21 protein-coding genes and 1 pseudogene are annotated in these 25,317 nt (G+C 70.5%); 9 read left to right on the top strand and 13 right to left on the bottom strand.

Annotation, left to right across the window (positions count from 1 at the left end):
* The 3 genes from KUTG_RS52850 to KUTG_RS03435 all read right to left on the bottom strand — a co-directional run.
* Positions 1–1,615, bottom strand: a 1,615-nt coding sequence (locus KUTG_RS52850; protein ID WP_157494300.1) for an AAA family ATPase, incomplete at its 3' end; no start/stop codon positions are given.
* A 194-nt stretch (positions 1,616–1,809) separates the two neighbouring features.
* On the bottom strand, positions 1,810–1,965 hold the full coding sequence (locus tag KUTG_RS60675; RefSeq protein ID WP_198046989.1) for a DUF6131 family protein: 156 nt from the start codon (positions 1,963–1,965) through the stop codon (positions 1,810–1,812).
* 131 nt (positions 1,966–2,096) lie between these two features.
* Positions 2,097–2,750, bottom strand: coding sequence for a DUF1345 domain-containing protein (locus KUTG_RS03435; protein WP_043714830.1), 654 nt, complete (start codon positions 2,748–2,750; stop codon positions 2,097–2,099).
* 259 nt (positions 2,751–3,009) lie between these two features.
* On the opposite strand from KUTG_RS03435, the gene KUTG_RS03430 reads away from it, so the two are divergent.
* On the top strand, positions 3,010–5,484 hold the full coding sequence (locus KUTG_RS03430; RefSeq protein WP_157494297.1) for a WD40/YVTN/BNR-like repeat-containing protein: 2,475 nt from the start codon (positions 3,010–3,012) through the stop codon (positions 5,482–5,484).
* A gap of 69 nt (positions 5,485–5,553) precedes the next feature.
* Here KUTG_RS03430 and KUTG_RS57930 read toward each other — a convergent pair whose 3' ends face one another.
* From KUTG_RS57930 to folE, 7 genes and pseudogenes are all read right to left on the bottom strand, one after another.
* Positions 5,554–5,832 (bottom strand): hypothetical protein, encoded by a 279-nt coding sequence (locus tag KUTG_RS57930; RefSeq protein WP_157494295.1) that lies wholly within the window; start codon positions 5,830–5,832, stop codon positions 5,554–5,556.
* Complete coding sequence (locus KUTG_RS03425; protein ID WP_052393859.1) at positions 5,829–6,725, bottom strand: serine/threonine-protein kinase; 897 nt, start codon at positions 6,723–6,725, stop codon at positions 5,829–5,831. Before KUTG_RS03425 ends, KUTG_RS57930 begins: the two co-directional genes overlap by 4 nt.
* Before the next feature lie 275 nt (positions 6,726–7,000).
* Positions 7,001–7,791, bottom strand: a pseudogene (locus KUTG_RS52845) (alpha/beta hydrolase).
* A gap of 86 nt (positions 7,792–7,877) precedes the next feature.
* Complete coding sequence (locus KUTG_RS63105; RefSeq protein ID WP_232240630.1) at positions 7,878–8,039, bottom strand: LysR family transcriptional regulator; 162 nt, start codon at positions 8,037–8,039, stop codon at positions 7,878–7,880.
* Between the two features lie 18 nt (positions 8,040–8,057).
* Positions 8,058–8,897, bottom strand: a complete 840-nt coding sequence (locus tag KUTG_RS03415) for an ABC transporter permease subunit (protein ID WP_043714823.1) — start codon at positions 8,895–8,897, stop codon at positions 8,058–8,060.
* Positions 8,894–9,826: an ABC transporter ATP-binding protein gene (locus KUTG_RS03410; RefSeq protein ID WP_043714820.1), complete on the bottom strand. Its 933-nt coding sequence runs from the start codon at positions 9,824–9,826 to the stop codon at positions 8,894–8,896. The genes KUTG_RS03415 and KUTG_RS03410 overlap by 4 nt, the downstream gene beginning before the upstream one ends.
* A gap of 188 nt (positions 9,827–10,014) precedes the next feature.
* Complete coding sequence (gene folE / locus KUTG_RS03405; protein ID WP_052393857.1) at positions 10,015–10,644, bottom strand: GTP cyclohydrolase I FolE; 630 nt, start codon at positions 10,642–10,644, stop codon at positions 10,015–10,017.
* 611 nt (positions 10,645–11,255) lie between these two features.
* Between folE and KUTG_RS03400 the strand changes: the two genes are divergently transcribed.
* Positions 11,256–12,143, top strand: coding sequence for a ParB/RepB/Spo0J family partition protein (locus KUTG_RS03400; RefSeq protein ID WP_043714818.1), 888 nt, complete (start codon positions 11,256–11,258; stop codon positions 12,141–12,143).
* A 6-nt stretch (positions 12,144–12,149) separates the two neighbouring features.
* On the opposite strand, the gene KUTG_RS03395 is transcribed toward KUTG_RS03400, so the two are convergent.
* The 3 genes from KUTG_RS03395 to KUTG_RS03385 are packed head-to-tail and all read right to left on the bottom strand — an operon-like array spanning position 12,150 to position 16,388.
* Entirely contained in the window at positions 12,150–13,994 is a 1,845-nt protein-coding gene (locus KUTG_RS03395) for an ABC transporter ATP-binding protein (protein WP_043714816.1), read from the bottom strand.
* Positions 13,995–14,004: 10 nt separating this feature from the next.
* Positions 14,005–14,811: an alpha/beta fold hydrolase gene (locus tag KUTG_RS03390; RefSeq protein ID WP_198046988.1), complete on the bottom strand. Its 807-nt coding sequence runs from the start codon at positions 14,809–14,811 to the stop codon at positions 14,005–14,007.
* Entirely contained in the window at positions 14,799–16,388 is a 1,590-nt protein-coding gene (locus KUTG_RS03385) for an MBL fold metallo-hydrolase (RefSeq protein ID WP_043714814.1), read from the bottom strand. Before KUTG_RS03385 ends, KUTG_RS03390 begins: the two co-directional genes overlap by 13 nt.
* Positions 16,389–16,722: 334 nt before the next feature.
* Between KUTG_RS03385 and KUTG_RS03380 the strand changes: the two genes are divergently transcribed.
* From KUTG_RS03380 to KUTG_RS60670, 7 genes are all read left to right on the top strand, one after another.
* Positions 16,723–16,935, top strand: a complete 213-nt coding sequence (locus tag KUTG_RS03380) for an MbtH family protein (RefSeq protein WP_043714812.1) — start codon at positions 16,723–16,725, stop codon at positions 16,933–16,935.
* A gap of 224 nt (positions 16,936–17,159) precedes the next feature.
* Complete coding sequence (locus tag KUTG_RS03375) at positions 17,160–18,698, top strand: fatty acyl-AMP ligase (RefSeq protein ID WP_052393855.1); 1,539 nt, start codon at positions 17,160–17,162, stop codon at positions 18,696–18,698.
* Positions 18,691–20,319 carry an acyl-CoA dehydrogenase family protein gene (locus KUTG_RS03370; RefSeq protein ID WP_052393854.1) on the top strand — a complete coding sequence of 543 codons (1,629 nt, stop codon included), beginning with the start codon at positions 18,691–18,693 and terminating at the stop codon, positions 20,317–20,319. The genes KUTG_RS03375 and KUTG_RS03370 overlap by 8 nt, the downstream gene beginning before the upstream one ends.
* A complete protein-coding gene (locus tag KUTG_RS03365) occupies positions 20,309–21,514 on the top strand; it encodes an acyl-CoA dehydrogenase (RefSeq protein ID WP_052393853.1) in 1,206 nt (401 codons plus the stop codon). Before KUTG_RS03370 ends, KUTG_RS03365 begins: the two co-directional genes overlap by 11 nt.
* A 581-nt stretch (positions 21,515–22,095) precedes the next feature.
* Positions 22,096–22,389, top strand: coding sequence for a hypothetical protein (locus KUTG_RS03360; RefSeq protein WP_043714811.1), 294 nt, complete (start codon positions 22,096–22,098; stop codon positions 22,387–22,389).
* Between the two features lie 12 nt (positions 22,390–22,401).
* On the top strand, positions 22,402–22,671 hold the full coding sequence (locus tag KUTG_RS03355) for an acyl carrier protein (RefSeq protein ID WP_043714809.1): 270 nt from the start codon (positions 22,402–22,404) through the stop codon (positions 22,669–22,671).
* A 40-nt stretch (positions 22,672–22,711) separates the two neighbouring features.
* The coding region (locus KUTG_RS60670; RefSeq protein WP_043728118.1) for a non-ribosomal peptide synthetase at positions 22,712–25,317 on the top strand (2,606 nt) is incomplete at its 3' end.

Below are 25,317 nucleotides of genomic sequence, written 5' to 3'. Positions count from 1 at the left end.
CGGCTTCGAGCTCGGCCAGCGCCCGCTGTGGATCGACGGCGTGCCCCAGGGCGAGCAACTCCCGCAGCGCCAACACGACGCCGTCCGGACAGCCGACGGCGTCTCCCGCCGACTCCGCCGAGGCCCGCGCCGCGCGATACGCCTCGGCCGCCCCGCCGAAGACACCGGCCCGGTCCAGATTCTCGGCCGCCGCCGCCAACTGCACCGCCCTCGCCACCGGATCCTCGGCGTCTTCGGTGCTGGAATCCCCGGCCAGCGAACGATAAGCCCGCAGCCGAGCCCGCAATGCCGGCGAGGCGGGCGAATCCTCGGTCCACAGCAGCAGATCGTCACGTCGGTCGTTCGCCCACAGCCATGGGGCCAGGGTGAGTCGCACGGTCGCCGCGATGTCCGGGTCCACGGGCCCGCGCAGCAGCTCCGCGGCGAAGGCCAACGCCTCGTCGAACTGGTGGGCGGCAACGAGAACGGTGACGACGTCCCGGCCGACCTCGGCCCGCATCGCGTCGTTCGCGTCCACGAGGTCGAAGGCCTGCTTGATGAATGCCACCGAGGTGACGGCCATCGAACCGACGATGTCGAGGGCGGCGTCGCGAAGCACCCGCACCGCACGGAGATCGCCCACCTGCGCCGTGGCCAGCACGTGCGGCGCCGCGTCGGCGGCGGCCCGACCGCTGGACAGGAAGTGCTCGACGACACGGTCGTGCAACGCCCGCCGTGCCGACGGCGGCACGTCCTGATAGAGGGCCTGGCGCAACAGGTCGTGGCGGAAGGCCACGGCGTTGCCGTCGTCGGTGAGCAGACCGGCGTCCATGGCTTCCACCAACGGGTCGGTCAGCTCCGCGATCGGAACGGCCGACAGTGTGGCCACATCGTGCAGGCTGAACCGCATCCCGAGCACGACGCCGGCCCGCAGCAGGGCGCGCGCCGGTGCGGAGAGTGCGCCGACCCGGCGGCGCACGCCCTCGACGAGGCCGGCCGGCAGGTCTTCGTCGGCCCGCGCGCCCGTCTCCACCAGTCCTTCGACGATGTGCACGGCCAGGAACGGGAGCCCGCCGGTGTCGCGCAGGCGCCGGCCGAGGTGGTCCGACGGATGCCCGCCGAGCCGGTCGGCGGCCAGTTCCAACACCGCCTCCGTCGTCAGCGGCGGCAGGGCTATGCGGTGCACCGGAACCGCTCGACCGGCGGCGGTCGCGGCTTGGTCGGCGGGGCCGCCGGGGGTGGGCCGGCCGGCGAGCAGCCAGGCGATCGGCCGATCGGCCAGCCTGGCGGTGACGACGCGGAGCATGAACACGCTCAGCGGATCCGCCCACTGGACGTCGTCCAGCAGCACCAGGACCGGCTCCGTGTCACTGCGCCGGGCCAGCAGTTCGCAGAGCCGTTCGGCCAGCCACAGGGGTTGGTCGAGCAGCGGCGCCAGGCCGGTGAAGTCCGCCGAGCCCACCAGCGGCGCGCGTCCGGCGCGCAGGGCGGTGCCCAGGGACGCCAGCGGCGCCACCTTGTCCTGTTCTGTCGCGGTTCCCTGGCCCACCGCGAAGCCGAGCCGGCGGCCCTGCTCGGCGACTTCCGCAGCGAACGAGGTCTTGCCGATGCCCGGCTCGCCTTCGACGACCAGCACGGGGCGATTCCGGTGCGTGCGACGCGAATCGCCCGCAGGGCGATGTCCAGTTCGGACATGCGCCCGCGCAGCGGATACGAGCGGGACCGGCTCCCGGTCGGGTCTGACACAGCCGCCATAGTGGCACGCCGCAGCGGCCGGCTTCGCGTGCTCCGGCGCGCGCCGGCGGGTCGGTGTCAGCCCCGAGCGAGCTGTCAGAACCAGTGCGCGCGCCCGCCGACCTTGCGGCCGGTGCCGCCGAGGATGGCCAGGATGGCGCCGACCACCAACAGGATGATGCCGATGGTCCAGAGGACGGGGATGCTGAGCAGGAAACCCACGACGAGCAGGATGACGCCTAATGTGATCACTGTTGAACTCCTTCTCGGCGGCGGCGCAGGTCCTGCGGGATTCGGCAGGGCCGTCGGTACGTGGTGAGGGTGGCCACTGGGAGGTCTGTCCAAACGGGCCGGACGGAGCAGTTGTCCGGCGCGGCGCGGTCTCATTTGCCGAGGCCGGCGACGAGGTTGATCATGGCGGCGATGATGCCCACGCCGAACAGGTAGGACAGCAGCGCGTGTCGCAGGGCGGTGGCGCGCACGGGGCTGGACCTGAGGATGGTGTCGGAGACCTGGAAGGTCATGCCGATGGTGAAGGCGAGATAGGCGAAGTCGGTGTAGCGCGGCGGGGTGGGGTCGTTGAAGTCGATGCCGTGGGGGTTGGCGCCGTAGTAGAGCTTGGCGTAGCGGGTGGTGAATATCGTGTGCACGCTGGTCCAGGAGACCACCACGCTGACCAGGCTGACGGTGGCCTGGGCGGCCTGGCCGCCGACGTCGGAGGCGTCGGCGGTCAACACCAGGCCGACGGCGATCAGGCTGGCGACGGCGGCGATCAGGACTGTGGTGTCGGCGGCGGGGCGGCCGGCGTTCTCCTGGTTGGCGTGGCTGGCTGTGCGGGCGGAGCCCATCGGCCAGATGGTGATCCACATCCAGGTGACGAACACCGCCCCGGCGACGATCCAACCGGCCAGCAGCGCGGCCTGCCACGTGGCGAACACCGCGACCACGATCGCGATCGGCACGCCGGCGGCGAGGCAGACGAACAGCCTCAGCCTGGCCGAGGCCCCGTGTGCCTGGTGCGTGTCCGGCTGTGGCATCCGCGGTCCCTTCCGATCGGCGTCGCCGTGCGGGGACGAGCGTGTTCTGCCGAGAAGTGATACCCCGATTTCGGTCGCGTCAAACCTGGCGGCGCACTATTTCCGCTGGTGAGCTGCTATTCGTGAAGTGTCGACAGCAGTGTTGGCGCCGAGCGCTTCGGTGAAGCGACGTCTCGGCGGCGTGGTGCTCGGCGTCCCGCTCGATCGCGGTCAAGTGTGATCGCTTCTGCCTGGGTCACCCCGCGGTTAGCCTCGGCCGGTGAAGTCGGCCTCGATCGTCACAGCAGCAGCGTTATTGGCATTCGGGCTGGGCGTGAGCCCAGCGGCCGCCGCGTCCGACAGGACGCCGGCCGGCCCGCACGCGGTGATCAGCCATCTGGCCGATCCGATGGACGGTCACGCGGCCGAGGACGAGACCGAGGACCTCACCGACGCCTCGCAGCAGTACAGCGACATCCGCAACGCGCCGGGCCTGACGGCGGCGAACGCACAGGCCTACTACTCCGGTCAGCAGCAGGGACAGCACCTGCCGGTGCTGCCGGGCGCCTGGCAGGAGGTGACGAACCAGCCGTACCAGAGCGACGCCCCGGCCTACCGGGACCCGAACTGGTCGAACTCCACCGGCGGCTCCGGACATGTCTCCGGCCGCGTCAGCGCGCTGGCCACCGACGGCGCGCGCACGGTCTACGTCGGCGCGGCCGACGGCGGAGTGTGGCGCTCGGACGACCGTGGCGCGCACTGGCAGCCGCTGTGGGACGGCATGCCGAGCCTCGCGATCGGCGCCGTCGCGGTGAATCCGACCGACCACAGCGTCTACGTCGGCACCGGCGAGGCGGACTTCAGCGGCGACAGCCTCGGCGGCGACGCCATCTACCGCTCCGCCGACCGCGGACGCACCTGGCAGCGCATCGGCCAGTCCTTCTTCGGGCTGCGCACCGCCCGGATCGTGCTGGACGGCGTCGGCCACATCTACGCCGCCACGAGCTTCGGCCTGCTGCGCCACGACATGCGTGACTGGTCCGCGCCCTGGACCACCGTGCTCGCCCCGGCCGCCGGCGCCGAGACGTCGTTCGCGACCGACGTGCGAATCCGCCCGGGCAGCAACGGATCCGTCGTCGCGGCCATCATCGTCAACAAGGGCGTCAACCCCGGCGCGGTGAACGCCTTCTACCAGTCGACCACCGGCGGCGGGCCCGGCACCTTCAGCCGGCAGGCGGCCACCGGCCAGTTGACCGACACCGACATCGGGCGCACCACGTTCACCTGGAACGCCAACGGTTCCGCGCTCTACGCGGTCGTGCAGAACGCCACGAACACCGGCCTGCTGACCGGCGTCTTCCGTGCCGACTCGGGCTCACCCGCCGGCCCGTGGACCAAGATCGCCGACACGCCGAGCCTGGTGAAGGCCGGCGCCCAGGGCTGCGGCGGCTGCCAGGGCTGGTACGACCAGTACGTGGCCGCCGACCCGGTCGACCCCAACCACATCTACCTGGGCCTCGAAGACGTCTACGAGACCTCGGACCGCGGTGCGAGCTGGCAGGTCATCGGTCCCTACTGGAACTTCGGGCTGCCGTGTTGGAGCTCCGATCTCAGCAAGCTGACCTGTCCGCCGACCACGCACGCCGACCAGCACGCCGCGGTGGTCGCCAGTGACGGCACGGCCTACTTCGGCAACGACGGTGGCGTCTACTCCCGGGCCGCCGCACTGCGCGGTGTCGTCAAGTGGAACAACCTCAACGAGGGGCTGCACACGCTGCAGTACTACTCGGTCGGAGCGGGTCGGGTGGCCGGCGGCGACGCGATCTGGGGCGGTTTGCAGGACAACGGCGTGTCACTGCTGTTACCGGGGGCGAAGGAACAGGTCTCGCCGTTCGGCGGCGACGGCGGCCAGGTGATCGTCGATCCACGCAACGGGATGCGGGCGGTCAACGAATACGTGCACCTCAGCACCGCCCGCACGGAGAACGGCGGCAAGTCGGACTTCACGACTCCCAGCTACACCACCATGTCCCCGTCCTGCGACAACCCCGTCGCCGGCACGCTCGCCGACCCCTGCGACCCCGGCAGCCTGTTCATCGCGCCCTACAGCGCGGACATCGCCAACCTCGACCACTGGGTGGCCGGCGGCCAGTACGTGTGGGACAACCAGGGCAAGGGCTGGGACACCAACTGCGGCCCGGCCGCCTGCGACTGGAAGAACGTGCACGACACCGGCGCGCAGATCACCGCCGTGGTCGCCAAGGGCAAGACCATCTACGCGGCCTGGCAGTACCGCGATGCGGCAAAGGTCTACCACTCCGGCATCGACACGAACTACGGCGGCAGCTGGCACCGCCTCGCCACGCCGAACCTGCCGGCCCGCTACATCACCTCGATCTCGCTGGATCCCGTGCGGGACGGGCACTTGTACATCTCGTTCGGCGGCTACACCGACAAGTGGGTGCCCGGCGCCGGCAAGGGGCACGTGTTCGAGAGCGGCGACGGCGGAGCCAGCTGGACCGACGACACCGGTGCGCTGCCCGACCTGCCGACCACGTCGTTGGTGCAGTGGAACGGTTTGCTGGCGGCGGCGACCGACGCCGGCGTCTACGTCCGCCTGGCCGGCAAGTGGTTCAAGCTCGGCACCGACCTGCCCAACGCGTCCGGGCAGCAGTTGATCGTCGCGCCGGAGGGCACCGCGTTGCTGCTGGCCACCCATGGACGTGGGCTGTGGAGCTACGGCGTGCGTCGGTGACCGGAGCTGTCATGTTGTCCTGAAATCCAGGTGGCAGAGGAAGTTCGGTCATTCCTCGGATCAGGACAGTCAGCCGTGCTTGCCCTTGTCCGGCGGCTGCCCGGGGCCGGTCTTCTTGGCTTGACCGGGTGGAGTGTGTCCATGGCCGCCGTTGCCGGACCCTGGACCACCGCCGGCGCCATGGTCGTCGACGGCGGTGCTGGCCGCGAGATCGACACTGGTGGTGGGCGATGACGTCGTGCTCAGCGGCACGGTCGGCGCAGAACTCGTGGTGGCCGGGGGAGGGGCGGTCGTGGTCGCTGGGGGAGCGGCGGCTCTCAGGGCGAAGGTCAGCGCCGCGCCGATCATGAGAATTCCGCCGGCCGCCACCGCGACGGCGCGGCGCCGGCGTGGCCGCTGTGGGCAACGGGATCGTCGACAGTTCGGCGGGGCCGAGCTGGGCGAATCGTTCCACGCACTGCGCCGTCGTCGGTCGCTGTGTTTTTATCGGCGCTGGTCATCTCGGCCAGCAACATCGCCAGCCCGACGGGTAACCAGTCCGGGATCAGAGGGTCGCGGGTCAGTCGGGCCAGCGCGGCCTCGGCCTGCCCGCCCTGGTATTCCTGGTGGCCGGTCAGCGCCTGCAGCAGCACGAGGCCGAGGGCGTAGACGTCGGAGGCCGGCGTGGCCTTCTGGCCCCGGACCTGTTCCGGCGCGAGATAGGCGGCTGTGCCGACGATGTCCCCGGAGCGGGTGATGCCGTCGGCGTCCACCAGGCGGGCCAGGCCGAAGTCGGCCAGGTAGGCCTCGCCGTCCAGGTCGACCAGGATGTTCGACGGCTTGATGTCGCGGTGCACGATGCCGCGGCTGTGCACGTACGCCAGGGTCGGCGCCAGGCGCCCGGCCAGCGACACCACCTCGTCGACGGTGGGCCGCTCCTTGCTCAGCGCCACGTGGAGACTCGGACCGTCCACCAGCCGCATCACCAGGTACCGGCTGTTCTGGTGCTGACCGGCGTCGTAGACGGTGACCAGTCCCGGATGTGACAGGCCGGCCAGCAGCCTGGCCTCGTCCTCGAACCGCCGGTGGTCGATCGCGCTGGCCGGCGGGGTGAACCTCTTGATCGCCACCGGTCGTTCCAGCTTCAGGTCGTACGCCCGGTACACCTCGGCCATGCCGCCGCTGCCCACCAGCGCGCCGATCCGGTAGCGGTGCGACAGCAACGGCCGCTCGCCCGTCGCGCTGAACGGATCAGGGTCCATCTGCCCACCTCCCGTGCCGTCGAACAAGGAGGACTACCACGCCGGGGTGGGCTTCACACCCTTGATCGGCATCGCCGGTGGGCCTCCGCATCGCGTGCGTTGAGAGTTAACGATGGCACTATGGCTTCAGTGGCAAGTGAAATTAGCTCGCCACACCGCGCCAGCAGTTGATATCCGGCCGATAGAAGAAGACCGAGTTAGTCAGTCCGTCGGCATGAAGCTGGCGATACGGATCACGCCGGCGGCGTGCGGCGGGATTCTCGTTGTCCCCGTGGTCATCCGGCTTCGGCCGTGGTGTCGACGGCGGGCTCGCGGAGGAAGTGGCCGATCTGTTCCAGGGCGGTCGCGGCTTCGGGCAGGAACGACCAGAACAGGTGGAACACGTGCGTGCCCACCGGGTAGAGGTCGAGCCGGACGTCGACGCCGTGCGCGGCGGCGTGGTCGACGAAGCGGCGCGTCTCGCGCAACACCATGTCGTGGGTGCCGGACTGCACGAGCAGCGGAGGCAGCCCGGACAGGTCGGCCTTGAAGACGTTCAGCAGCGGATCGGTGTGCGGATGATCGCCGACGTAGAGCGAGAGCCACCGCGCCACCGGTGTGCCGTCGGGCGGGTCCACGACGTTGACCGACGGGCACAGCAGCACCGCCCGCCCCGGCCGCGGCAGGCCCTCCCGAGCCAGCTTGACCATGACCGACACCGCCAGCCCGCCGCCGGCCGAGTCGCCGCTGATGGCCAGGTCGCTCGGATCCGTGCCTTGGTCGAGCAGCCATCGGTAGGCACGGAAGGCGTCGTCGAGCGCGGCCGGGAAAGGGTGCTCCGGCGCGAGCGGTAGTCCGGCAGCAGCACGGTCGCCCCGGTCGCGGCGGCCAGCGCCCCGGCCAGCGGGCGGTAGCCGAAGGCAGAGCCCGAGATGTAGCCGCCCCCGTGCAGATGCAGCAGGGTCGGCGGCCCGTCCGCGCCGGCCGACACGACCAGCGCCGGCACGCCACCGGCCTGCACCGGTCGGACGCGTGTGCCGTCCGGGACCGGGAACTGCGCGTTGAGCGCCTCGTAGGCCTCCCGCATCTGCGGCAGGCCGGGCTGGCCGTCCTCGGCGACCGAGTCCCACAGCCGTGCGACCCGGGCGGCGACCTCGCCGTCGGCCGACCTGGTCAGGGCGACGGCGTCGTTGAGGTCGGCCAGCAGCGGCACAGCAGCGCCTCGCCGGCCAGCGTCAGCTCCACGCGATGGGTCGAGCGCAGCAGCCGCGGGCAGCCGATCAGCCGTTCCAGCGCCTGGATCTGCCGGCTCAGCGCCGGCTGCGAGACGTACACCAAGCGACAGTGGTCCGCTCAGGCGTCGCGGCGACGGAGGAGCACTGCGCCGAGGACCAGGGCAATGGCGGCGTAGCCGCAGAAGACGGCGAAGCCGGACCATGGGCCGAGCAGGGCAGAGGGGTCGGGGTGCACGACCATGATCTGCTGACCGGCGTTGCTGGGCAGGTAGGGGTCGATGTTCGTGGCCCAGTCGGTCGGGAGGGCCTCGCCGAGGACGGGCAGCACGAGCAGGATGCCGAACAGGCTGGCGATCGCGCCGGCGGTGCTGCGGACGACGAAGCCGAGGCCGACGCCCATCAGGCCGACGACGGTGAGGTACAGCGCCGCGCCCACCACGGCCCGGGCGACGCCGTCGGCGCCGATGGTGGTCTCGATGTGGTGCGAGCTGAGCAGGTACTGGCCGAGAAAGAACGCCACGAAGGCCGTGACGGTGGTGACGACCAGGGTGATCACCGCGAAGACGACGGCCTTGGCGATCAGCACGGGCAGCCGGCGTGGCGCGGCGCCGAGGCTGGAGCGGATCATGCCGGTGCTGTACTCGCCGGTGACGATGAGCACGCCGAGCACGCCGACGACGAGCTGCGCGAGGTAGAAGCCGCGCAGGCTCACGGCGGTCGGGTCGAAGTGGGCCTGCTCGACCGGCCGCATGTGCGTCCAGCGGGTGGCGGTGACGGCGGCGAACAGGCCACCGAAGCCGATCATCGCGATGAGCGTCGCGGCCAGCGTGAAGTACGAGGACCGCAGCGACCAGAACTTGTGCCATTCCGAGTGCATGACCCGGAGTTGGGTGACCCGGATGTCGTCCGGCAGCGGCGCCGCCGACGGCCGCTGGGCCTTGGTGAGCGTCGCGGTCATGACGCGGTCCTCTCGGTGAGCACGTCCTGGTGGACGGAGAATTCGACGGCGTCCTGGGTGAGATCCATGAACGCCTCTTCGAGCGAGGCGGTGACCGGCGTCAGCTCCTCCAGCGGGATCGCGTTGCGACAGGCGAGCTGGCCGATCTCGCCGCTGGTGAGGCCGTGCACTTCGAGCAGGCCGGTCTCCGGCGCTGTCACGGTGACGTCGGGCCCGACGAGCAGGTCCCGCAGCGCGCCGCCCTCCGGGGTGCGGACGCGGACGACCTTGCGGGAGAAGCGCGCGGTGAACTCGGCCATCGACGTGTCGGCGATCAGCCGGCCCCTGCCGATGATCACGAGGTGGTCGGCGGTCAGCTCCATCTCGCTCATCAGGTGCGAGGACAGGAACACCGTGCGGCCGTCGGCCACCAGCGACCGCAGCAGCTGCCGGATCCATCGCACGCCTTCGGGGTCCAGCCCGTTGACGGGCTCGTCGAGGACCAGCGTGTGCGGGTCGCCCAGCAGCGCGGCGGCGACGCCGAGACGCTGCCCCATGCCGAGGGAGAAGCCGCCGACTCGCTTGCGGGCCACCTCGCGCAGTCCGACGAGCTCGACGACCTCGTCGACGCGTCGGCGTGGGATGCCGTGCGTCAGGGCCAGGGCGAGCAGGTGGTTGTAGGCCGACCGTCCGGTGTGGACGGCCTTGGCCTCCAGCAGCGCGCCGACCTCGCGCAGCGGCGCGGGATGGTCGGCGTAGCGCTTGCCGTTGACCCGCACCTCGCCCGCGGTCTGCGCGTCGAGGCCGAGGATCATCCGCATGGTGGTGGACTTGCCGGCCCCGTTCGGCCCCAGGAAACCGGTGACCGCGCCGGGGCGGACGGTGAAGGTCACGTCGTCGACGGCGACCCGGTCGCCGTACCTCTTCGTGACACCGACTGCGTCGATCATCTGCTCCTCGTCCCCTGCCGCGCGGGCGCCGGTCGCCGGCACCGGGAGACTGGCACGGCTTGGCGCGCCGGGCAAAGCCAGTTGCTGAGATGCGCCTCAGGCCGGACAAAGCCCCCGTGAAACTGTCGGTTTCCTTTCGATGCCAACGAGATGCGTAACGGACCGGCGCCGTGCCTGATTACCGTCGGTCAGCTCATGATGCCGGCCAGTGCGAAGAACTCATGCCGCGACCGGGCGTCCTCGCGGAGGCTGCCCAGCAGGGTGGACGTCACGGTGCACGAGCCGATGGCCTGCACGCCGCGCAGCGTCATGCAGCTGTGCTCGGCCCGCACGACGACCCCGACCCCCACCGGGTCGAGTTGGTCGGCGAGCCAGTCGGCGATCTGTTTGGTCAGCCGCTCCTGAACCTGCGGGCGGCAGGCGAAGTGCTCGACCACGCGGGCCAGCTTGGACAGTCCGAGGATGCGCTCGCCCGGCAGGTAGCCGACGTGGGCGACGCCGACGAACGGCAGCAGGTGGTGCTCGCAGACGGACCGGACCGGAATGTCGCGGGCGAGCACCAGCTCGTCGTAGCCCTCGTCGTTGGGGAACGTGGTCAGGTCGAACGGCCGCGGCGTGAAGAGCTCGGCGTAGGCCCGGGCCATCCGGGCCGGTGTCTCGCGCATGCTTTCGCTGCTGTGCTCGATCCCCAGTGCCCGCAACAGGTCCGCGGCGGCTCGCTCGGCCGCCGCGGGGTCGACGACGCCTGATTCGTGGACCACGTGCAGGGCGGACTCGGTGCGGGTCTGAGTGATCCAGGCTGGGGCCGCGCTGTTCATGTCGCTCCTGACGAGAAAGTGGTTGTTTTGTCCGTTTGATGGGCGCGTCGCCCGGGTCGGTTCGGGCTGTGCACCGTTTTTGCCGGTTCCCTGCCCTCGCTTCGGCGGCAATCTGTGGGCCGTTCGGTCGAGGGCGGGACCTTTCCTACCAAGGGCATCTACGGTGGTGTAGAAATAAAGGGTGAACCGTTAACACTGTTGGGATTCCGCGGCGGGTGACCGAAGGGGGCTGTTCCGACGGTCGGCCACGATGTTGTCCGGGCCGGCGTGGCGTGACCTGACGAGTCGGGCGAATTTGTCGGATGGGGCCGGCGGATTCGGGTCGTGTCGCAGGTCGGTGGGGTGCTCGCGACCGGGGATGCGGGTGCCCGCGACGGGGTCTGTGCCCCGATTTCGCGAATTGAGTCTCGTTCACGTGCTTTTCTCCAGCGTCTCCGCTAATGCGCGGGATGGCTCTTCACGAGGGGTGGACGTCCTCCCGTCGCGGTGTGCGCTGGATGTCCGGTGGGGAGGACAGCTTGAACCGGAGAGCAATGCCAGTACTTTTGGATGCGAACGGGGGCGCATCCACCACGGATGAATCGGGGGACGGCGCGGGGTCGCCACGGGGAGTGGTCTCCGTTCCCATTGCGCTGCTGCAGCCGGGCGAGTCGCCCCGGCTGGAGGGGCAGGACGAGGCGCACGTCGCCCGGCTGGCCGAGATCGACACGCCGCTGCCGCCGATCCTGGTGGACCGGACGACCATGCGGGTCATCGACGGCATGCACCGGCTCCTGGCGGCCGTGCGCAACGGTCGCGAGTCGATCGAGGTCGAGTTCTTCGACGGCACCGTCGCCGACGCCTACGTGCAGGGCGTGGCGTCGAACATCGCGCACGGCTTCCCCCTGACGCAGGCCGATCGACGGGCGGCCGTGGCCCGGATCATCGAGCTGCACCCGGGCATGTCCGATCGGGCGATCGCCGAGGTGGCCGGAGTCGGCGCGCGGACGGTCGCTCGGGTCCGCGGCCGCACCGGGACGGGTGTGCAGCCGCCCGCGCGCGTCGGCAAGGACGGCAAGGTCCGCCCGGTCAGCGGCGTCGAGGGACGGGTGCGGGCGGCGGAGGTCATCGCCGCGCATCCGGAGAAGTCGCTGCGGGACGTGGCCCGGACGGCCGGCATTTCGCCGGCGACGGCACGGGACGTGCGGATGAGGCTGGAGCGTGGGGAAGCGCCGGTGCCGGACGCCGCCCCCGCGCCGGCCCGGCAGTCGGCCGAGGCGAGTCCGGGCGCCGCGCTGGAGACATTGCTGAGAGATCCTTCCCTGAGACAGACGGAGAACGGACGGCAGTTGCTGCGGCTGCTGCGCCAGAACGCGGGCAGCGTGCGCGAACTGTCCTCTTTGGTCCCGCTGGTGCCGCCGCACTGCGTGGTGCTGGTCAGCCAGCTGGCCAGCCAGTTCGCCAGCCGGTGGCTGCAACTGTGCGACGAACTGGACGAGCGGCCCACGGCCGACTCGTGACGGCGGTCAGCCGGTGGCCTGGTCGGCCAGCTGGGTGCGGTAGAGCTCCGCGTACAGGCCGCCGGCTGACAGCAGTTCCTCGTGTGTGCCCCGTTGCAGGACCCGGCCGCCCTCGATGACGAGAATCTGGTCGGCGTCGCGGATGGTCGACAGGCGATGGGCGATGACCAGCGAGGTCCGCCCGGCCAGCACGGTCTTGAGGGCACGTTGGATCGCCGCCTCGGACTCCGCGTCCAGGTGGGCGGTGGCCTCGTCGAGCACCACGATCGGCGGCGACTTCAGCAGCAGCCGGGCCATCGCGACCCGCTGCTTCTCGCCGCCGGAGAACCGGTAGCCCCGGTCGCCGACCACGGTGTCCAGGCCGTTGGGCAGCGCCTCGATCGTGTCCCAGATGCGGGCCGCCTCGCACGCCTCGATCAGGTCGCGCTCGGTGGCGTCGGGGCGGGCGTAGGTCAGGTTGGCCCGGATCGTGTCGTGGAACAGGTGGGCGTCCTGGCTGACCACCCCGACGGTGTCCCGCAGCGACGCCATGGTGAGGTCGCGAACGTCCTGGCCGCCGATGCGGACGGTGCCCGCCGTCGGGTCGTACAGCCGCGGCACCAGGTGCGTGATCGTGGTCTTGCCCGCCCCGGACGGCCCGACGAGCGCGGTCAACCGGCCCGCCGGCGCCCGGAAGCTGATCTCGTTCAGGATCGGGACGGCGTCGTTGCGTTCGACTCCGGCCGTCGGCGACTCCAGGGAGGCGAGGCCGACCTCGCCCCGGCCGGGGTAGTGGAACGAGATGCCGTCGAACTCGATGTCCGGCGCCGGACCGGCGACAGCGGCCGGGCGGGCGTCCGGCCGCTCCGCGATGAGCGGCTCCAGGTCCAGCACCTCGAATACCCGGTCGAAGCTGACCAGCGCGGTCATCACGTTGATCTGCATGTTGGTCAGCTGGTTGATGGGCCCGTACAGGCGCAGCAGCAGTGTCACCATCGCCACGAGCGTGCCGAGTTGCAGGGTGCCGGCGATGGCCAGACCGCCGCCGACGCCGTACACCAGCGCGGTGGTGAGCGCGGTCAGCACCGACACGATGATGACGAACATCCGCCCGTACACGCCGGTCGCGACCGCCACGTCGCGTACCCGGCCGGCACGGCCGGCGAACTCGGCCGATTCCTCTTCCGGCCGGCCGTAGAGCTTGGCGAGCATCGCGCCGGCGACGTTGAAACGCTCGCTCATCATCGTGCCCATCTCGGCGTCCTGCTGCATGCCCTCACGGGTCAGCCGCTGCAGTCGGCGGCCGATCGCCTTGGCCGGCAACAGGAAGAACGGGACCATCGCCAGCGCCGCCAACGTGATCTGCCACGACAGGTAGAACATCGTGGCCAGCACGAGCGTGAGCGTCAGCAGCGTGGACAGCGTCTGCGACAGCAGCGAGGTGACCGCCTGCTGCGCGCCGACCACGTCCGTGTTGAGGCGGCTTACCAACGAGCCGGTCCGGGCCCGGGTGAAGAAGGCCAGCGGCTGCCGTTGCACGTGGTCGAACGCGGTCGTGCGCAGGTCGTAGACGAGGCCCTGCCCGACCCGTCCGGAGACCCAGGTCTGGGCGAACACGGCGGCGGCGTCGACCAGGGCGAGCCCGGCGATGGACAGCGACAGCCACACCACCACCGGCATCCGTCCCGGCGTGATGCCGTCGTCGATCAGTCCTTTGAGGATCAGCGGATTCGCCGCCGTGATCACCGCGTCCACCCCGGTGGCGGCCAGCAGGGCGGCCAGCGGCCAGCGGTGGCGCAGCGCGTACGGCACGATGCGCCGCACGGTGCCGGGCCGGATTCGCTGCCGGGTGATGGATTCGTCGCGCAGCACGGGCCCACCGTCAGTTCTTGTCGAGGAATTCGATGATCGCGGCGTTGACCTCGGCCGGCCGTTCCAGGTGGCCGAGGTGTCCGCAGCGGCTGATCTCCACCAGGTCGCAGTCGGGGATGGCGTCCGCGACCTCGGCGCCCAGGTGGGGCGGCGACATCACGTCGTCGGCGAAGGCGATCACCCGGCACGGCACGGCGACCTCCCGCAGCGCCGCGCGCCGGTCGCCGGGGTCCACCCAGGACTGCCCGGGGGCCGGGTCGTCGTCGGCCAGCTGGAACACCTCCAGCCACTGCGCCACCATGATCTCGTCGTCGAGGGTGGCCGGCGACAGCATTTCCAGCACGGACTTGGCCGCCCGGCACTCGGCCGGCAGCGTGACGCCGCTGTCCCGCAGCGCACGGCTCGCCCGGGTCATCGCGGTGCGGTAGACGTCCGACCGTGCGCTGGTGGCCAACAGGACCGCGCACCGGACCAGCTCCGGGTGCGCGAGCGCCAGTTCCTGGGCGACGGTCGACCCCAGCGACGTGCCGACGATCCGGCAGGGAGCGAGGTCCAGCGCCTCGATCACTCCCTTGGTGTCGGCCACCATGTCGGCGATCGAGTACCGGCCGACCGGCGCGTCCGACGGGGCCATGCCGCGGTTGTCGAAGACGACCGTCTCGTAGCCGGCCTGCTGGAGCGCCGGCGTCTGGTAGACGCTCCAGGAACGCGCGGCGGCCGACTGGCCCATGACGAGCAGCACGGGGTCGCCCGTGCCCGCCCGCTCATAGGCCAGCCGGATGCCGTTGCTGTGCAGGAAAGGCATCACCAACGCCATTCGCGCTGGTTGAACAGGTGCTCGGCGTTGATGTTGCGGTCCTTGCACCAGCCGAGGAACTCGTCGATCTGCTTGAGCTGGTAGGTGTCCTCGTTGTACGTGGTGGCCATGATGTGGCCCTGCCAGCTCTCCTCGCCCATCGCGTAGATGTACGCCTCGTCCGCGCCGAGCTCGGTCATGATGTCACCGGCCTGCGCGGCGTTGGAGCCGGACAGCTTGCGGGAGTCGGACATCTTCTTCGGCACCGGCTTGGTCAGCAGCCCCTGGTACAGCCACGTGAGCGGGGCGCCGTCGCACTCCATGCCCAGGAACGCCATGTCCGCCTTGCCCAGGTGGGTGCGGATGTAGCGGTACAGCACCGGGTCGATGCCGGAGGAGTCAGCGCCGACGAACACCTTCTTGCCGGCCAGCTCCACCCAGTAGGTGGACTTGCCGCGGATGTCCAGGTCGGCGTGCTCGCCGAGGAACGGGGTGGCCACCACCTTGCCGCCCGGGAACGGCACCTCGTCGAAGTCGTCGACCTCGATCACCGGCAGGCCGATGCGCTTGAGGTAGAGGCCCATCGACGGGTCGACGAGGTTGCCGCGCGAGGATCTCGGCACGACCACGGCGCCGACGCGGCCCCGCAGCTGCAGCAGCGTCTCCAGCACGATGTGGTCCTGGTGGCCGTGGGTGATCAGCACCAGGTCGATGTGGTCGGGCAGGTCGTCCAGTGTGTACCGGTTGCCGGGCCGGTTGTCCGTGCTGATGAACGGATCCGTGACGATCGAGGCTTCCGGCGTCTGGAGCACCACGCAGGCGTGGCCGTAGTAGCGGACGCGCCCGCCGGCGTCGATGTGGCGGTCGGGCGACAGGCTCGGCTTGGTGTCCAGGAACCGGTCCAGCTGCCGGGCCTGGGCGTCGTTCAGCCCGAGGGCCTCGCGCAGCCGTGCGGCGGTGGTGGGCTTGATCCGGGCCTGCACCAGCTCGCGGAGGCCGTCGTGGCGGAACGGCAGTTCCAGGTCGAGCACGTCCGGACCGGACAGGCGCGGCGTGCTCAGGATGAACGGCCGCTCGACGCCGTCGTCCAGCGACACCTGCACCGACTGGCGCCGCTCGTCGTAGCCCGGGCCGTGGTAGGCCAGTGGTTCCAGGAAGTGCATGGAGGCCTGGTTGCTGGTGTCGTAGGCCAGCTCCACCAGACCGTTGAGGGCGGCGGGCAGCTTCGGGTAGAGCGGGCCGAGGTCGTAGCCGACGGCGTTCTGCCGCACCAGCTCCTCGCCTTCGGCGATCGCGGCGGCGAAGGCCAGCATGTCCGCGCGCTCGCGCTTGATGGTGTCGAGCAGCTCGGCGACCTCGGGGCTGCGGTCCTCGGGCACGCCGACGAAGTAGCCGCCGCGCAGGTCGGGGTTGTTGGTGGCGGCCACGTGCACCTGGGGCGACTGCAGGTAGGACTCCAGCAGCGGCACCTGCACGAAGGCGAGGTTCATCGACGCCTGCACCGGCGCGACCGTGTGCAGCCAGGCGTAGAACCTGTCCACCAGTGGCTCGATGATCACGTTCGAGCGGAGATACCTCTGCTCGGCGTCGTCACCCATGGGGGTCCCTTCGATCGTGTGACGGGGTCCGCGCGCGCAAACAGCGACAGGACAAGGGATTCCGGCGTCCGTCGGGGACGTCGGCGCGCTCACTATGGCAGCGCCGGCACGCCGCTACAACGGCACCGTGACCTGGGCGTGCAACTGCGGCGGCTGCCGGGGTTGAACGCCCGTCGCGAAGTCACGGTGCTGTTGTGGCCGGTGTCGCCGTTCGGGTACTCATGTCCACCGATGGCGCCGCCGATGAGCGGATCGCCTTGCCACACAAGAGTTTCATGCCGGGCACGCGGTCGCCGCGCGTCCCGCCCCGTTTCGCCGAGGAAAGGACCGCACGGTGAGCAATCCGTTCGACGATCCCGATGCCGACTACCTGGTGCTGGTCAACGACGAGGGGCAGTACTCGCTGTGGCCGGCGTTCATCGCCGTGCCGCAGGGCTGGCAGACCGTGTTCGGCGCCGCCGGCCGCCAGGACTGCCTGGACCACATCGAGAAGTCCTGGACCGACATGCGGCCCAAGAGCCTGATCGCGGCGATGGAGCAGAGCTAGTCCGATCGAGACGGAAAGCCGGGGGTACCGCCGTGACGTTCGACCTGACCGCTCACCGCAGCGTGGGCGCCGCCTTTCTCGACCGGGCCGACGCCCATCCCGATCGCATCGCGCTCACCGTGTCCACTCCGGCGCCCAGGACGACGTGACGTTCGGCGAGTTGGCGCGGCGGGCCCGGCTGCGGGCCGCCCGGCTCGCCGCACGGTTGGCCCCGGGCACCCCGGGTGCTGATCGCCCTGCCGACCTGCGTCGAGTTCGCGGAGGTGTACCTGGCGTGTCTGTTTGCCGGGCTGATCGCGGTTCCCGTGCCAGTGCCCGGCGGTTCCTCCAGCGCCACCGAGAGGGTCGCGGCGGCGGCCGCCGACTGCACGCCCGAGGTCGCGATCACCACCTCGGCCGCGTGCGGCGATCTGGCGGAGCGATTGCCGGGCACGGTCGTCGAGGCGGTGGGCGATGCCGGTGACGGGGACGCCGACCTGCACGAGGTCGCCGGGCGCGACACGGTCGCCGTCCTCCAGTACAGCTCCGGGTCCACCGGCACGCCGAAGGGCGTGATGCTCACCCACGGCAACCTGCTCGGCAACATCGTCGGCTTCCAGCGGGGCTCGGGCATCGGTCCGGACGACGTGTTCGGCGGCTGGATCCCGCTGCACCACGACATGGGCCTGTTCAGCCAGCTGACCGCCGCGCTGGTGCTCGGCGCGCCGAACACGCTGATGCCGCCGGCCGACTTCGTGCGCCGGCCGATCGAGTGGTTCCGGCTGCTGGACCGCTTCGGCATCACGGTCACGGCCGGCCCCAACTTCGCCTACGACCTGTGCCTGCGGCTGATCTCGGACGACATGCTCGCCGGCATCGACCTGTCCCGGCTGCGGCTGGCGATCAACGGGTCGGAGCCGATCCACGCGCCGACGATGGCGGTCTTCGCGCAACGGTTCGCCGGCACCGGGCTGCGCCCCGACGTGGTGTCCCCGGGCTACGGACTGGCCGAGTCCACCGTGTACGTGTCGTGCAGCAGGATCGGCGCGCAGCCGACCGTGCTCACGGTCGACCCGGCTGCCGTCGAATCTTCTGATGCCCCAAGGATTCGCGCCGCCTCTGAAGACGGCAAGCAGATCGTCGGCGTCGGCCGCCCGGCCGCACACGAGGTGCGGATCGTGGATCCGCAGCGCCTGAGTCCGGTGCCGGAGGGCGGGATCGGCGAGATCTGGGTGCGCGGGGACAGCGTCGGTGTCGGCTACTGGAACCGGGCGGATCTGACCGCCGAGATCTTCCGCGCCCGGTTGGCCGGGTCCGATCTGGACTGGCTGCGCACGGGCGACCTCGGCGCCCTGGTGGACGGCGAGCTGTTCGTCACCGGGCGGCTCAAGGAGGTGCTGATCGTCCACGGGCGCAACGTCTTCCCGCAGGACGTCGAACGCCAGGCCCGCGCGGCGCACGAGGCGCTGGTCGGCTTCACCGGCGCTGCTTTCGAAGTGCCCGCGCCGGACAGCCGGATCGTGCTCGTGCACGAGGTCAGCCCGACGCTGTTGGCCGATGACCTGCCGGGCGTGGTCGCCGCCGTCACCAGGAGCCTCACCGTGGAGTTCGGCGCGCCGATCCGCAACGTCATGCTGGTCCGCCGCGGCACGGTGCGGCGCACGACCAGCGGCAAGATCCAGCGGGTCGTGATGCGGGACCGTTTCCTGGCCGGCGAGATCACCCCGGTGTACGCCGATCTGGACCCGGCGGTGTCCGCGTTGGCCGGGAGAGCCCATGCTTAGCGGGCCGCTGCTGGACAACGCGCTCGGCGATGCCGCGCGTATCGCCGAACTCGACGCCACAGCGGCGTTTCCCGCCGAGCAGTGCGCGGCCCTGGACGCCGCCGGCCTGCCGGCCTACTACGTGCCGCCCGAGTGGGGCGGCAAGTTGGACGATCACGAGGTCCTGCTGCGCCTGTGGCGAGACGTCGCGCGGCGCGACCTGAGCACGATCGTCGCCCACGGCAAGACCTACCTCGGGACGGCCTGCGTCTGGCTCGCTGGCAGCGAGGACCAGGCGTCGGCCGTGGCCAAGGCCGTGCTGGGCGGGGTGCCGGCGGCTTGGGCGCTGTCGGAGCCGGGGCACGGCGCGGACCTGCTCAACGGATCGCTCACGGCGACCGAGTCCGCCGACGGCTGGCGGCTGACCGGCGCGAAGTGGCCGATCAACAACGCCACCCGGGCCGACCTGCTGACTGTGTTGGCCCGCACCGGAACTGCCGGCTCGGCCCGCGGCCAGAGCCTGTTCCTCGTCGACAAGTCCACCCTCGCGCCGGGAACGTGGCAACACCGGCGGAAGGCGGCCACCCACGGGATCCGTGGCGTCGACATCTCGGGCATCGCCTTCGACGGCGCGCGGGCGGACTTGCTCGGCGCGCAGGGGACAGGCGTCGAGACGGTGCTGCGTGCCCTGCAACTCACCCGCACCATGTGCGGCGGGTTGTCCCTCGGCGCCGGCGAACACGCCCTGCGGCTGACCGGCCGGTTCGTCAGCACCCGGGTCATCCAGCGCAAGCCGTTGATCGACCGGGCGCAGCCGCGGTCGGTACTTGCCCGCTGCGCCGGTCTGCTTGCCGCCGCGGAGGCCGCCGCGCTGGTCGGCGCCCGGTCCATCCACGGTCTGACCGGCGAGATGAGCGTGGCCTCCGCGATCGTCAAGTCGGTCGTGCCGGCGCTGACGGACCTGGTCATCGCCGACCTGACCGAGCTGTTGGGGGCGCGGTCGTACCTGACCGACGTGTACGAGTACGGCGCGTTCCAGAAGTTGGCCCGCGACCACCAGATCGTCTCGGTCTTCGACGGCAGCACGCCCGTCAACCGAAGTGCGCTCGCGCAACAGTTCCCACGCCTGGCCCGGGCCTACGCGGCGGAAACCGTGGACGGCTCCGGCCTCGCCGAGGCGGTCGACATCGGCGTTCGACCATCCGAACTGGACCGTGGCGAGCTGGTTCTGGCGTCCCGCAACGGGTGCTCGGTGGTGCAGTCGCTGCCGGGAGTGGTCGCCGCGCTGTCCGAGCCGGAGCTGACGGCCATGGCGCGGTCGTTGCTGGCCATCACGGCGAAGGTGGTCGGCCTCATGGCGGAGGTTCGACCGGCGGCGCGGCCGGCCATGGCGGCGTACGAACTCGCTGCGGCCTATGAACTCTGCTACGTCGGCGCCGCCTGCCTGCACCTGTGGACGGCCGAGAACGACGTCTGGCTGCGGGTCGCCCTGCATGCCGTTCTGACCAGGCTGACGGCCGTCCTGCGCATGCCGGCTCCCGAGCCGGTCGACCACGACCCGTTGGCTGAGCTGGTCGCGGACGCGGCGATGACCGGCGGCGCGATCACTCCGTTCGGTGCGGGGGACTCCCGTGGACATTGACGAACTGCTGGCTGATCCGCGGGCCGCGGACAACCCGATGGGCTTCGACGCGGTGCTGGCGGCCGACGAGCGTCAGGAGATGCTGGCCGACGGCGAGCGTCTGCTCGACGAGCACGGCTTCAACGCGGAGTTCGTGCCGACCAGGCTGGGCGGGCGGCTGGACCGGGTCGACCGGGTGGCCGCGGCGCTGCGGGCGCTGTGGCGGCGCGATCCCTGCCTGGGGCTCGGCTATGGCTTCAGCTCCTTCATCTCGGGCATGAACATCTGGACCGCCGGCGACGAGGAGCAGCAGCGTAACGCGGCAAAGCTGTTGCTGGACAACGGAAAGATTGCCGCGGCGTTCCATGAGCTCGACCACGGGAACGACTTCGCGCACGCCGGATTCGCCGCCCGCGCCACCGACGACGGCTGGCTGTTGTCCGGGCGCAAGGAGGTCGTGACGAACCTGCGCCGGGCCGATGCCTTGGTGCTGTTCGCGCGCACCAGCTCGGCGGCCGGCAGCCGAGGGCACAGCCAGTTCCTTGTCGAGACCGCTGACCTGCCCGGCGAAAGCGTGCGGCACCTGTCGAGGCTGCACAGCTCCGGCATGCGGGGCGTGCAGCTGGGTCGAGCGGAGTTCACGGACTGCCCGGTGCCGCGCCATGCGTTGCTCGGCGACCCGGGCCAGGGCATGGAGATCGCGCTGCGGGCCTACCAGGTGACGCGGGCGGTGTTCCCGGCCATCAGCGTGGGACCGTTGGACACGGCCCTGCGCCTGGCCACCGAATTCGCCTTGGAACGCAAGCTGTACGGCGGCGCGGTCAGCGATATCCCCTACGTGCGGGCGACGTTGGCCCGTGCTTACGCGGACCTCCTGGCGATCGACGCCTTCTCCGCCGTGGCGGTGCGCGCGCTGCATCTGCTGCCGGAGGAGATGGGGATCTACGCGCCGGCGGCGAAGTACCTGACTTCACGCGTCGTGCTGGACGCCTTCGAGGATCTGCGGTCGGTGCTGGGCGCGCAGGCCTATCTCCGCGAAGGCAAGTACGGCATGTTCCAGAAGCTGCACCGCGACATCGCGCCGGCGACCTTCGCCACGTGTCACGAACAGGCTGGGCCGCAAAGTGCTTGGGCGGCTATTTTGAACTTACACCCATGTAAATTTGCCTCTAGGCAAAGTGTGCCGAGCGCAAACGGACGGATCCAGCCGACGTAGAGCACAGGCCATCATCGGGATTATTCATGCATAACGTCCCTAATCAGGGGTTTGGTGGGGAACCAACCCAATGTCGCTGTGAATTTAACGAGTCAGGAACCCGTCCAGACGGAAGTCGTGGGGAGTCCGTGCTATGCGTCAGTCGATGTAAGAGGACGGATGGAGATTGACGTTCTAGGAACTTATGAGTCGTCCGCGGTACAAGTATCAAAATATAGGAATAATGAGCAGATCTGCAGATATAGGAACGTTTCTCCTTAAAAATGTAACAGCCTGACACGCTGATCAGGTTACCTCCTGTTGTACCGGTCAATATAGAGCCGCTTTTCTTAGACGGCAGGCTAGGTCAGAACGCAGTTACTGTCTCATGGCGACACACTACGCTCACGTGCCGCAATCCTCTCGATCATAGCCAGGAGACTTACGTGTTCCGTGATTACCTGTGTTCGGCACACTGTAGAGGCTGTGGCGCAGTAAAACAATGGCGTTCTGGACATGTAATCAGTTGTTGGCCTGCAAAGGACATCTCTGTCGATTTTACAGTTGCACCTTCCAGGGCGAATCCGGCGGCTGCGGGTCGAATGCGCCGACCGCGGCCGTCCGACATCACGATGGACGCCTCGCCGGCGGCCTTCGCGCTCGCCGACCGGTACACGGTCGTGCTGGCCGGGGCCGCGGCACTGGCCGTGTGGGGTCGCCGGCCCGACACCGCCCTGCTCGGCGTGCTGGACCGGCTGGACGGCCGGCTCGGCGGCGACGGAGTGCTGCTGCCGGCCGAGCGCGCGCACGTGGAAGAGCACCTGTTCGGCGAGGTCGTCCGCCGGGTGCGCGACAACCGACTGCTCGATCTGTCCGCCCGGCGAGTCCCGGGCTGAGGAAGGTGCCAGATGGCCGAGAACGACCACACCCCGGAGCAGATCCGGACCTGGCTGGTGGACCGCGTCGCGCACTACCTCGACCGGCCCGGCACGGAGATCGACCCGGACACCCCGCTCGCGGAGTACGGGCTGGACTCCGTCTACACGTTCGCGCTGTGCGGCGAGATCGAGGACACGCTCGGCCTGCGGGTCGAGCCGACGCTGCTCTGGGACGTCGACACGCTCAACGCGCTGATCCCGCACCTCGCCGGCATGGTCGCCGAGCGGTCCGGGCGCTGAATCGAACTGGCAACGGGGGACAGGAATGGGGAGCGCGGGCATGGTCGCGTCTGAAGGCAGCCACCGGGAGCTGACGGCCGGGCAGCTCGGCGTCTGGTACGGGCAGCAGCTCGATCCGGCCAGCCCGGTCTACAACGTCGGGGAGTGCGCGGAGATCCGGGGGCGCCTGGACGTGCCGGCGTTCGTCGCCGCGCTGCGGCGCACGCTGGACGAGGCCGACGCCTACCGGCTGCGTTTCGCGGTGCGGGACGGCGTGCCCTGGCAGCACGTGGACAACTCGGGCGACTACCCGATCGAGGTGGTCGACCTGTCCGGCCGGCCCGATCCGGGTGCGGCGGCCGAGGATTGGATGAAGGCCGACCTGGCGCGGCCGGTGAAGGTCGACGACGGCCCGCTGTTCGCGCACGCGGTGCTGGTCCTCGGTCCCGAGCGTTCCCTGTGGTACCAACGGGTCCATCACCTGTTGCTGGACGGCGGCAGCCTGGCGGTGTTCGCGAGGCGGCTCGCCGAGGTGTACGCCGCGCTGGTCGAGGGCCGCGATGTCGACGGTGTCGCGCTGGAATCGGTCGCGGTGTTGCTGGGCGAGGACATCTCGTACCGGGCGTCCGCGGATGTCGCCCGTGATCGAGAGTTCTGGCGGGAGCGGCTGGCGGGCCTGCCCGAGACCGGCCGGCCGCGGCGGACCTCGGCGATGCCGGACCGGCACTTCGCCGACATCGACGCCGCCCGCGCGGAGGAACTCGGCGCCGCGGCGAGGCGGCTGCGGATCGGCCTGGCCGGCCTGCTGATCGCCGGCACGGCCGCGTACCGGCACCGGATCACCGGCAACCGGGACGTCGTCGTGAGCGTCGCGGTCGGCGGTCGGGTCAGCCGCCGAGCGGCCGCGGTGGTCGGCATGACGTCGAACGTCGTGCCGGTCCGGTTGACCGTCACGCCGGCCACCACCGTCGCCGACCTGATGCGGCAGACGGCCCGTGCGCTGGTGGATGCCCAGCGGCACCAGCGTTTTCCCATGGAGGACATGGCTCGCGAGCTGAAGGTCGGCCCGGGCGACTTCGTGGTGAACGTGATGGCGGTCGACTACCCGGCCCGGTTCGGCGACTGCGCGGTGACCGCTCGCGGCCTGGCCAGCGGTCCGGCCGACGGGGTGAAGATCGACATCTACAACCGGTCCAACCACCCGGGGCTCCAGCTGCGGGTCGACGTCAACGGCGACGATCAGCCCGCGCAGTCCCATGCTCGCCGGCTGGAACGCGTGTTCGGCTGGCTGGCCACGGCATCCCCGACGGACCTGGTCGGCGGCCTGGAGCTGCTGGGTGAGGACGAGCGGCAGGCGGTCCTGACGGACTGGAACGCGACGCTGCCGCCGACGAACGCCGGGACCTTGCCCGAACTGTTCGCCGCGCAAGCCGAGCGTGAGCCTTCGGCGGTGGCCGTGTCGTCGGCCGGGCACCGCCTGACGTACGGCGAGCTGGACGCCGGCTCGAACCGCCTGGCCCGACGGCTGAGCGAGATCGGGGTCGGCCCGGAGTCCGTGGTCGGCCTGCTCATGGCGCGGACGCCGGAGCTTGTCGTCGCGATGCTCGCGATCCTCAAGGCCGGTGGGGCTTATCTGCCGATCGACCCGGACTATCCGGCCGAACGCGTGGAGTTCATGCTGGCCGATGCCGGCGCCGTCGCGGTCGTGACGGAGCAGGGCCTCGCGCCGGCGACCGAGCTGCCGCTCGTGCTGACCGACGAGTGTTCGCAGATGAGCGCGGATCCGCTGTCCGTCAAGGTTTCCGTCGACAGCCCGGCCTACGTGATCTACACCTCCGGCTCGACCGGGTGGCCGAAGGGCGTTGTGGTGACACACCGCAACGTGACGGACCTGTTCGCCGCGACGAGGCCACGGTTCGAATTCGGCGCGGACGACGTGTGGAGCTGGTTCCACTCGATCGCCTTCGACTTCTCGGTGTGGGAGCTGTGGGGCGCGCTGCTGCACGGCGGCCGCGTCGCGGTGGTCCCGTTCGACGTGTCCCGTTCGCCGCGGGAGTTCCTGGGCCTGCTCGAACGCGAGCGGGTCACCATGCTCAGTCAGACGCCCTCGGCCTTCTACCAGCTGCTCGACGTCGAGCCGGGCGAGCTGCCCGACCTGCGCGCGGTGGTCTTCGGCGGCGAGGCCCTGGATCCGGCGAAGCTGGACCGCTGGTGGGCGGGCCGGACGCACCGGCCGCGCATGGTCAACATGTACGGCATCACCGAGACCACGGTCCACGTCACGTATCGCGAGCTCGGTCCGGAGGATGCCGCCGCCGGCAGCGTGATCGGCCGTGGCATCGCCGGTCAGGGCGTGTACCTGCTGGACGACGCCCTCCGGCCGGTGCCGCCCGGCGTGACGGCCGAGGTGTACGTGGCGGGCGGACAACTCGCCCGCGGTTATCTGGGCCGGCCGGGCCTGACCGCTCAGCGGTTCGTCGCCAGTCCTTTCGGCGGCCGCATGTATCGCGCCGGCGACCGTGCCAAATGGACGGTCGACGGGCAGCTGGTGTTCGCCGGCCGGGCCGACGAGCAGGTGAAGATCCGCGGCTTCCGGATCGAGCCCGGCGAGATCGAGGCGGTGCTGGCCGCGCATCCGGATGTCGCGCAGGCAGTCGTGCTGGTCCG

This window comes from Kutzneria sp. 744 (assembly GCF_000568255.1).
Taxonomy (GTDB): Bacteria; Actinomycetota; Actinomycetes; order Mycobacteriales; family Pseudonocardiaceae; genus Kutzneria.
Note: the sequence above shows the minus strand (reverse complement) of the source record. Positions and strands in the feature narration are given on the sequence as shown.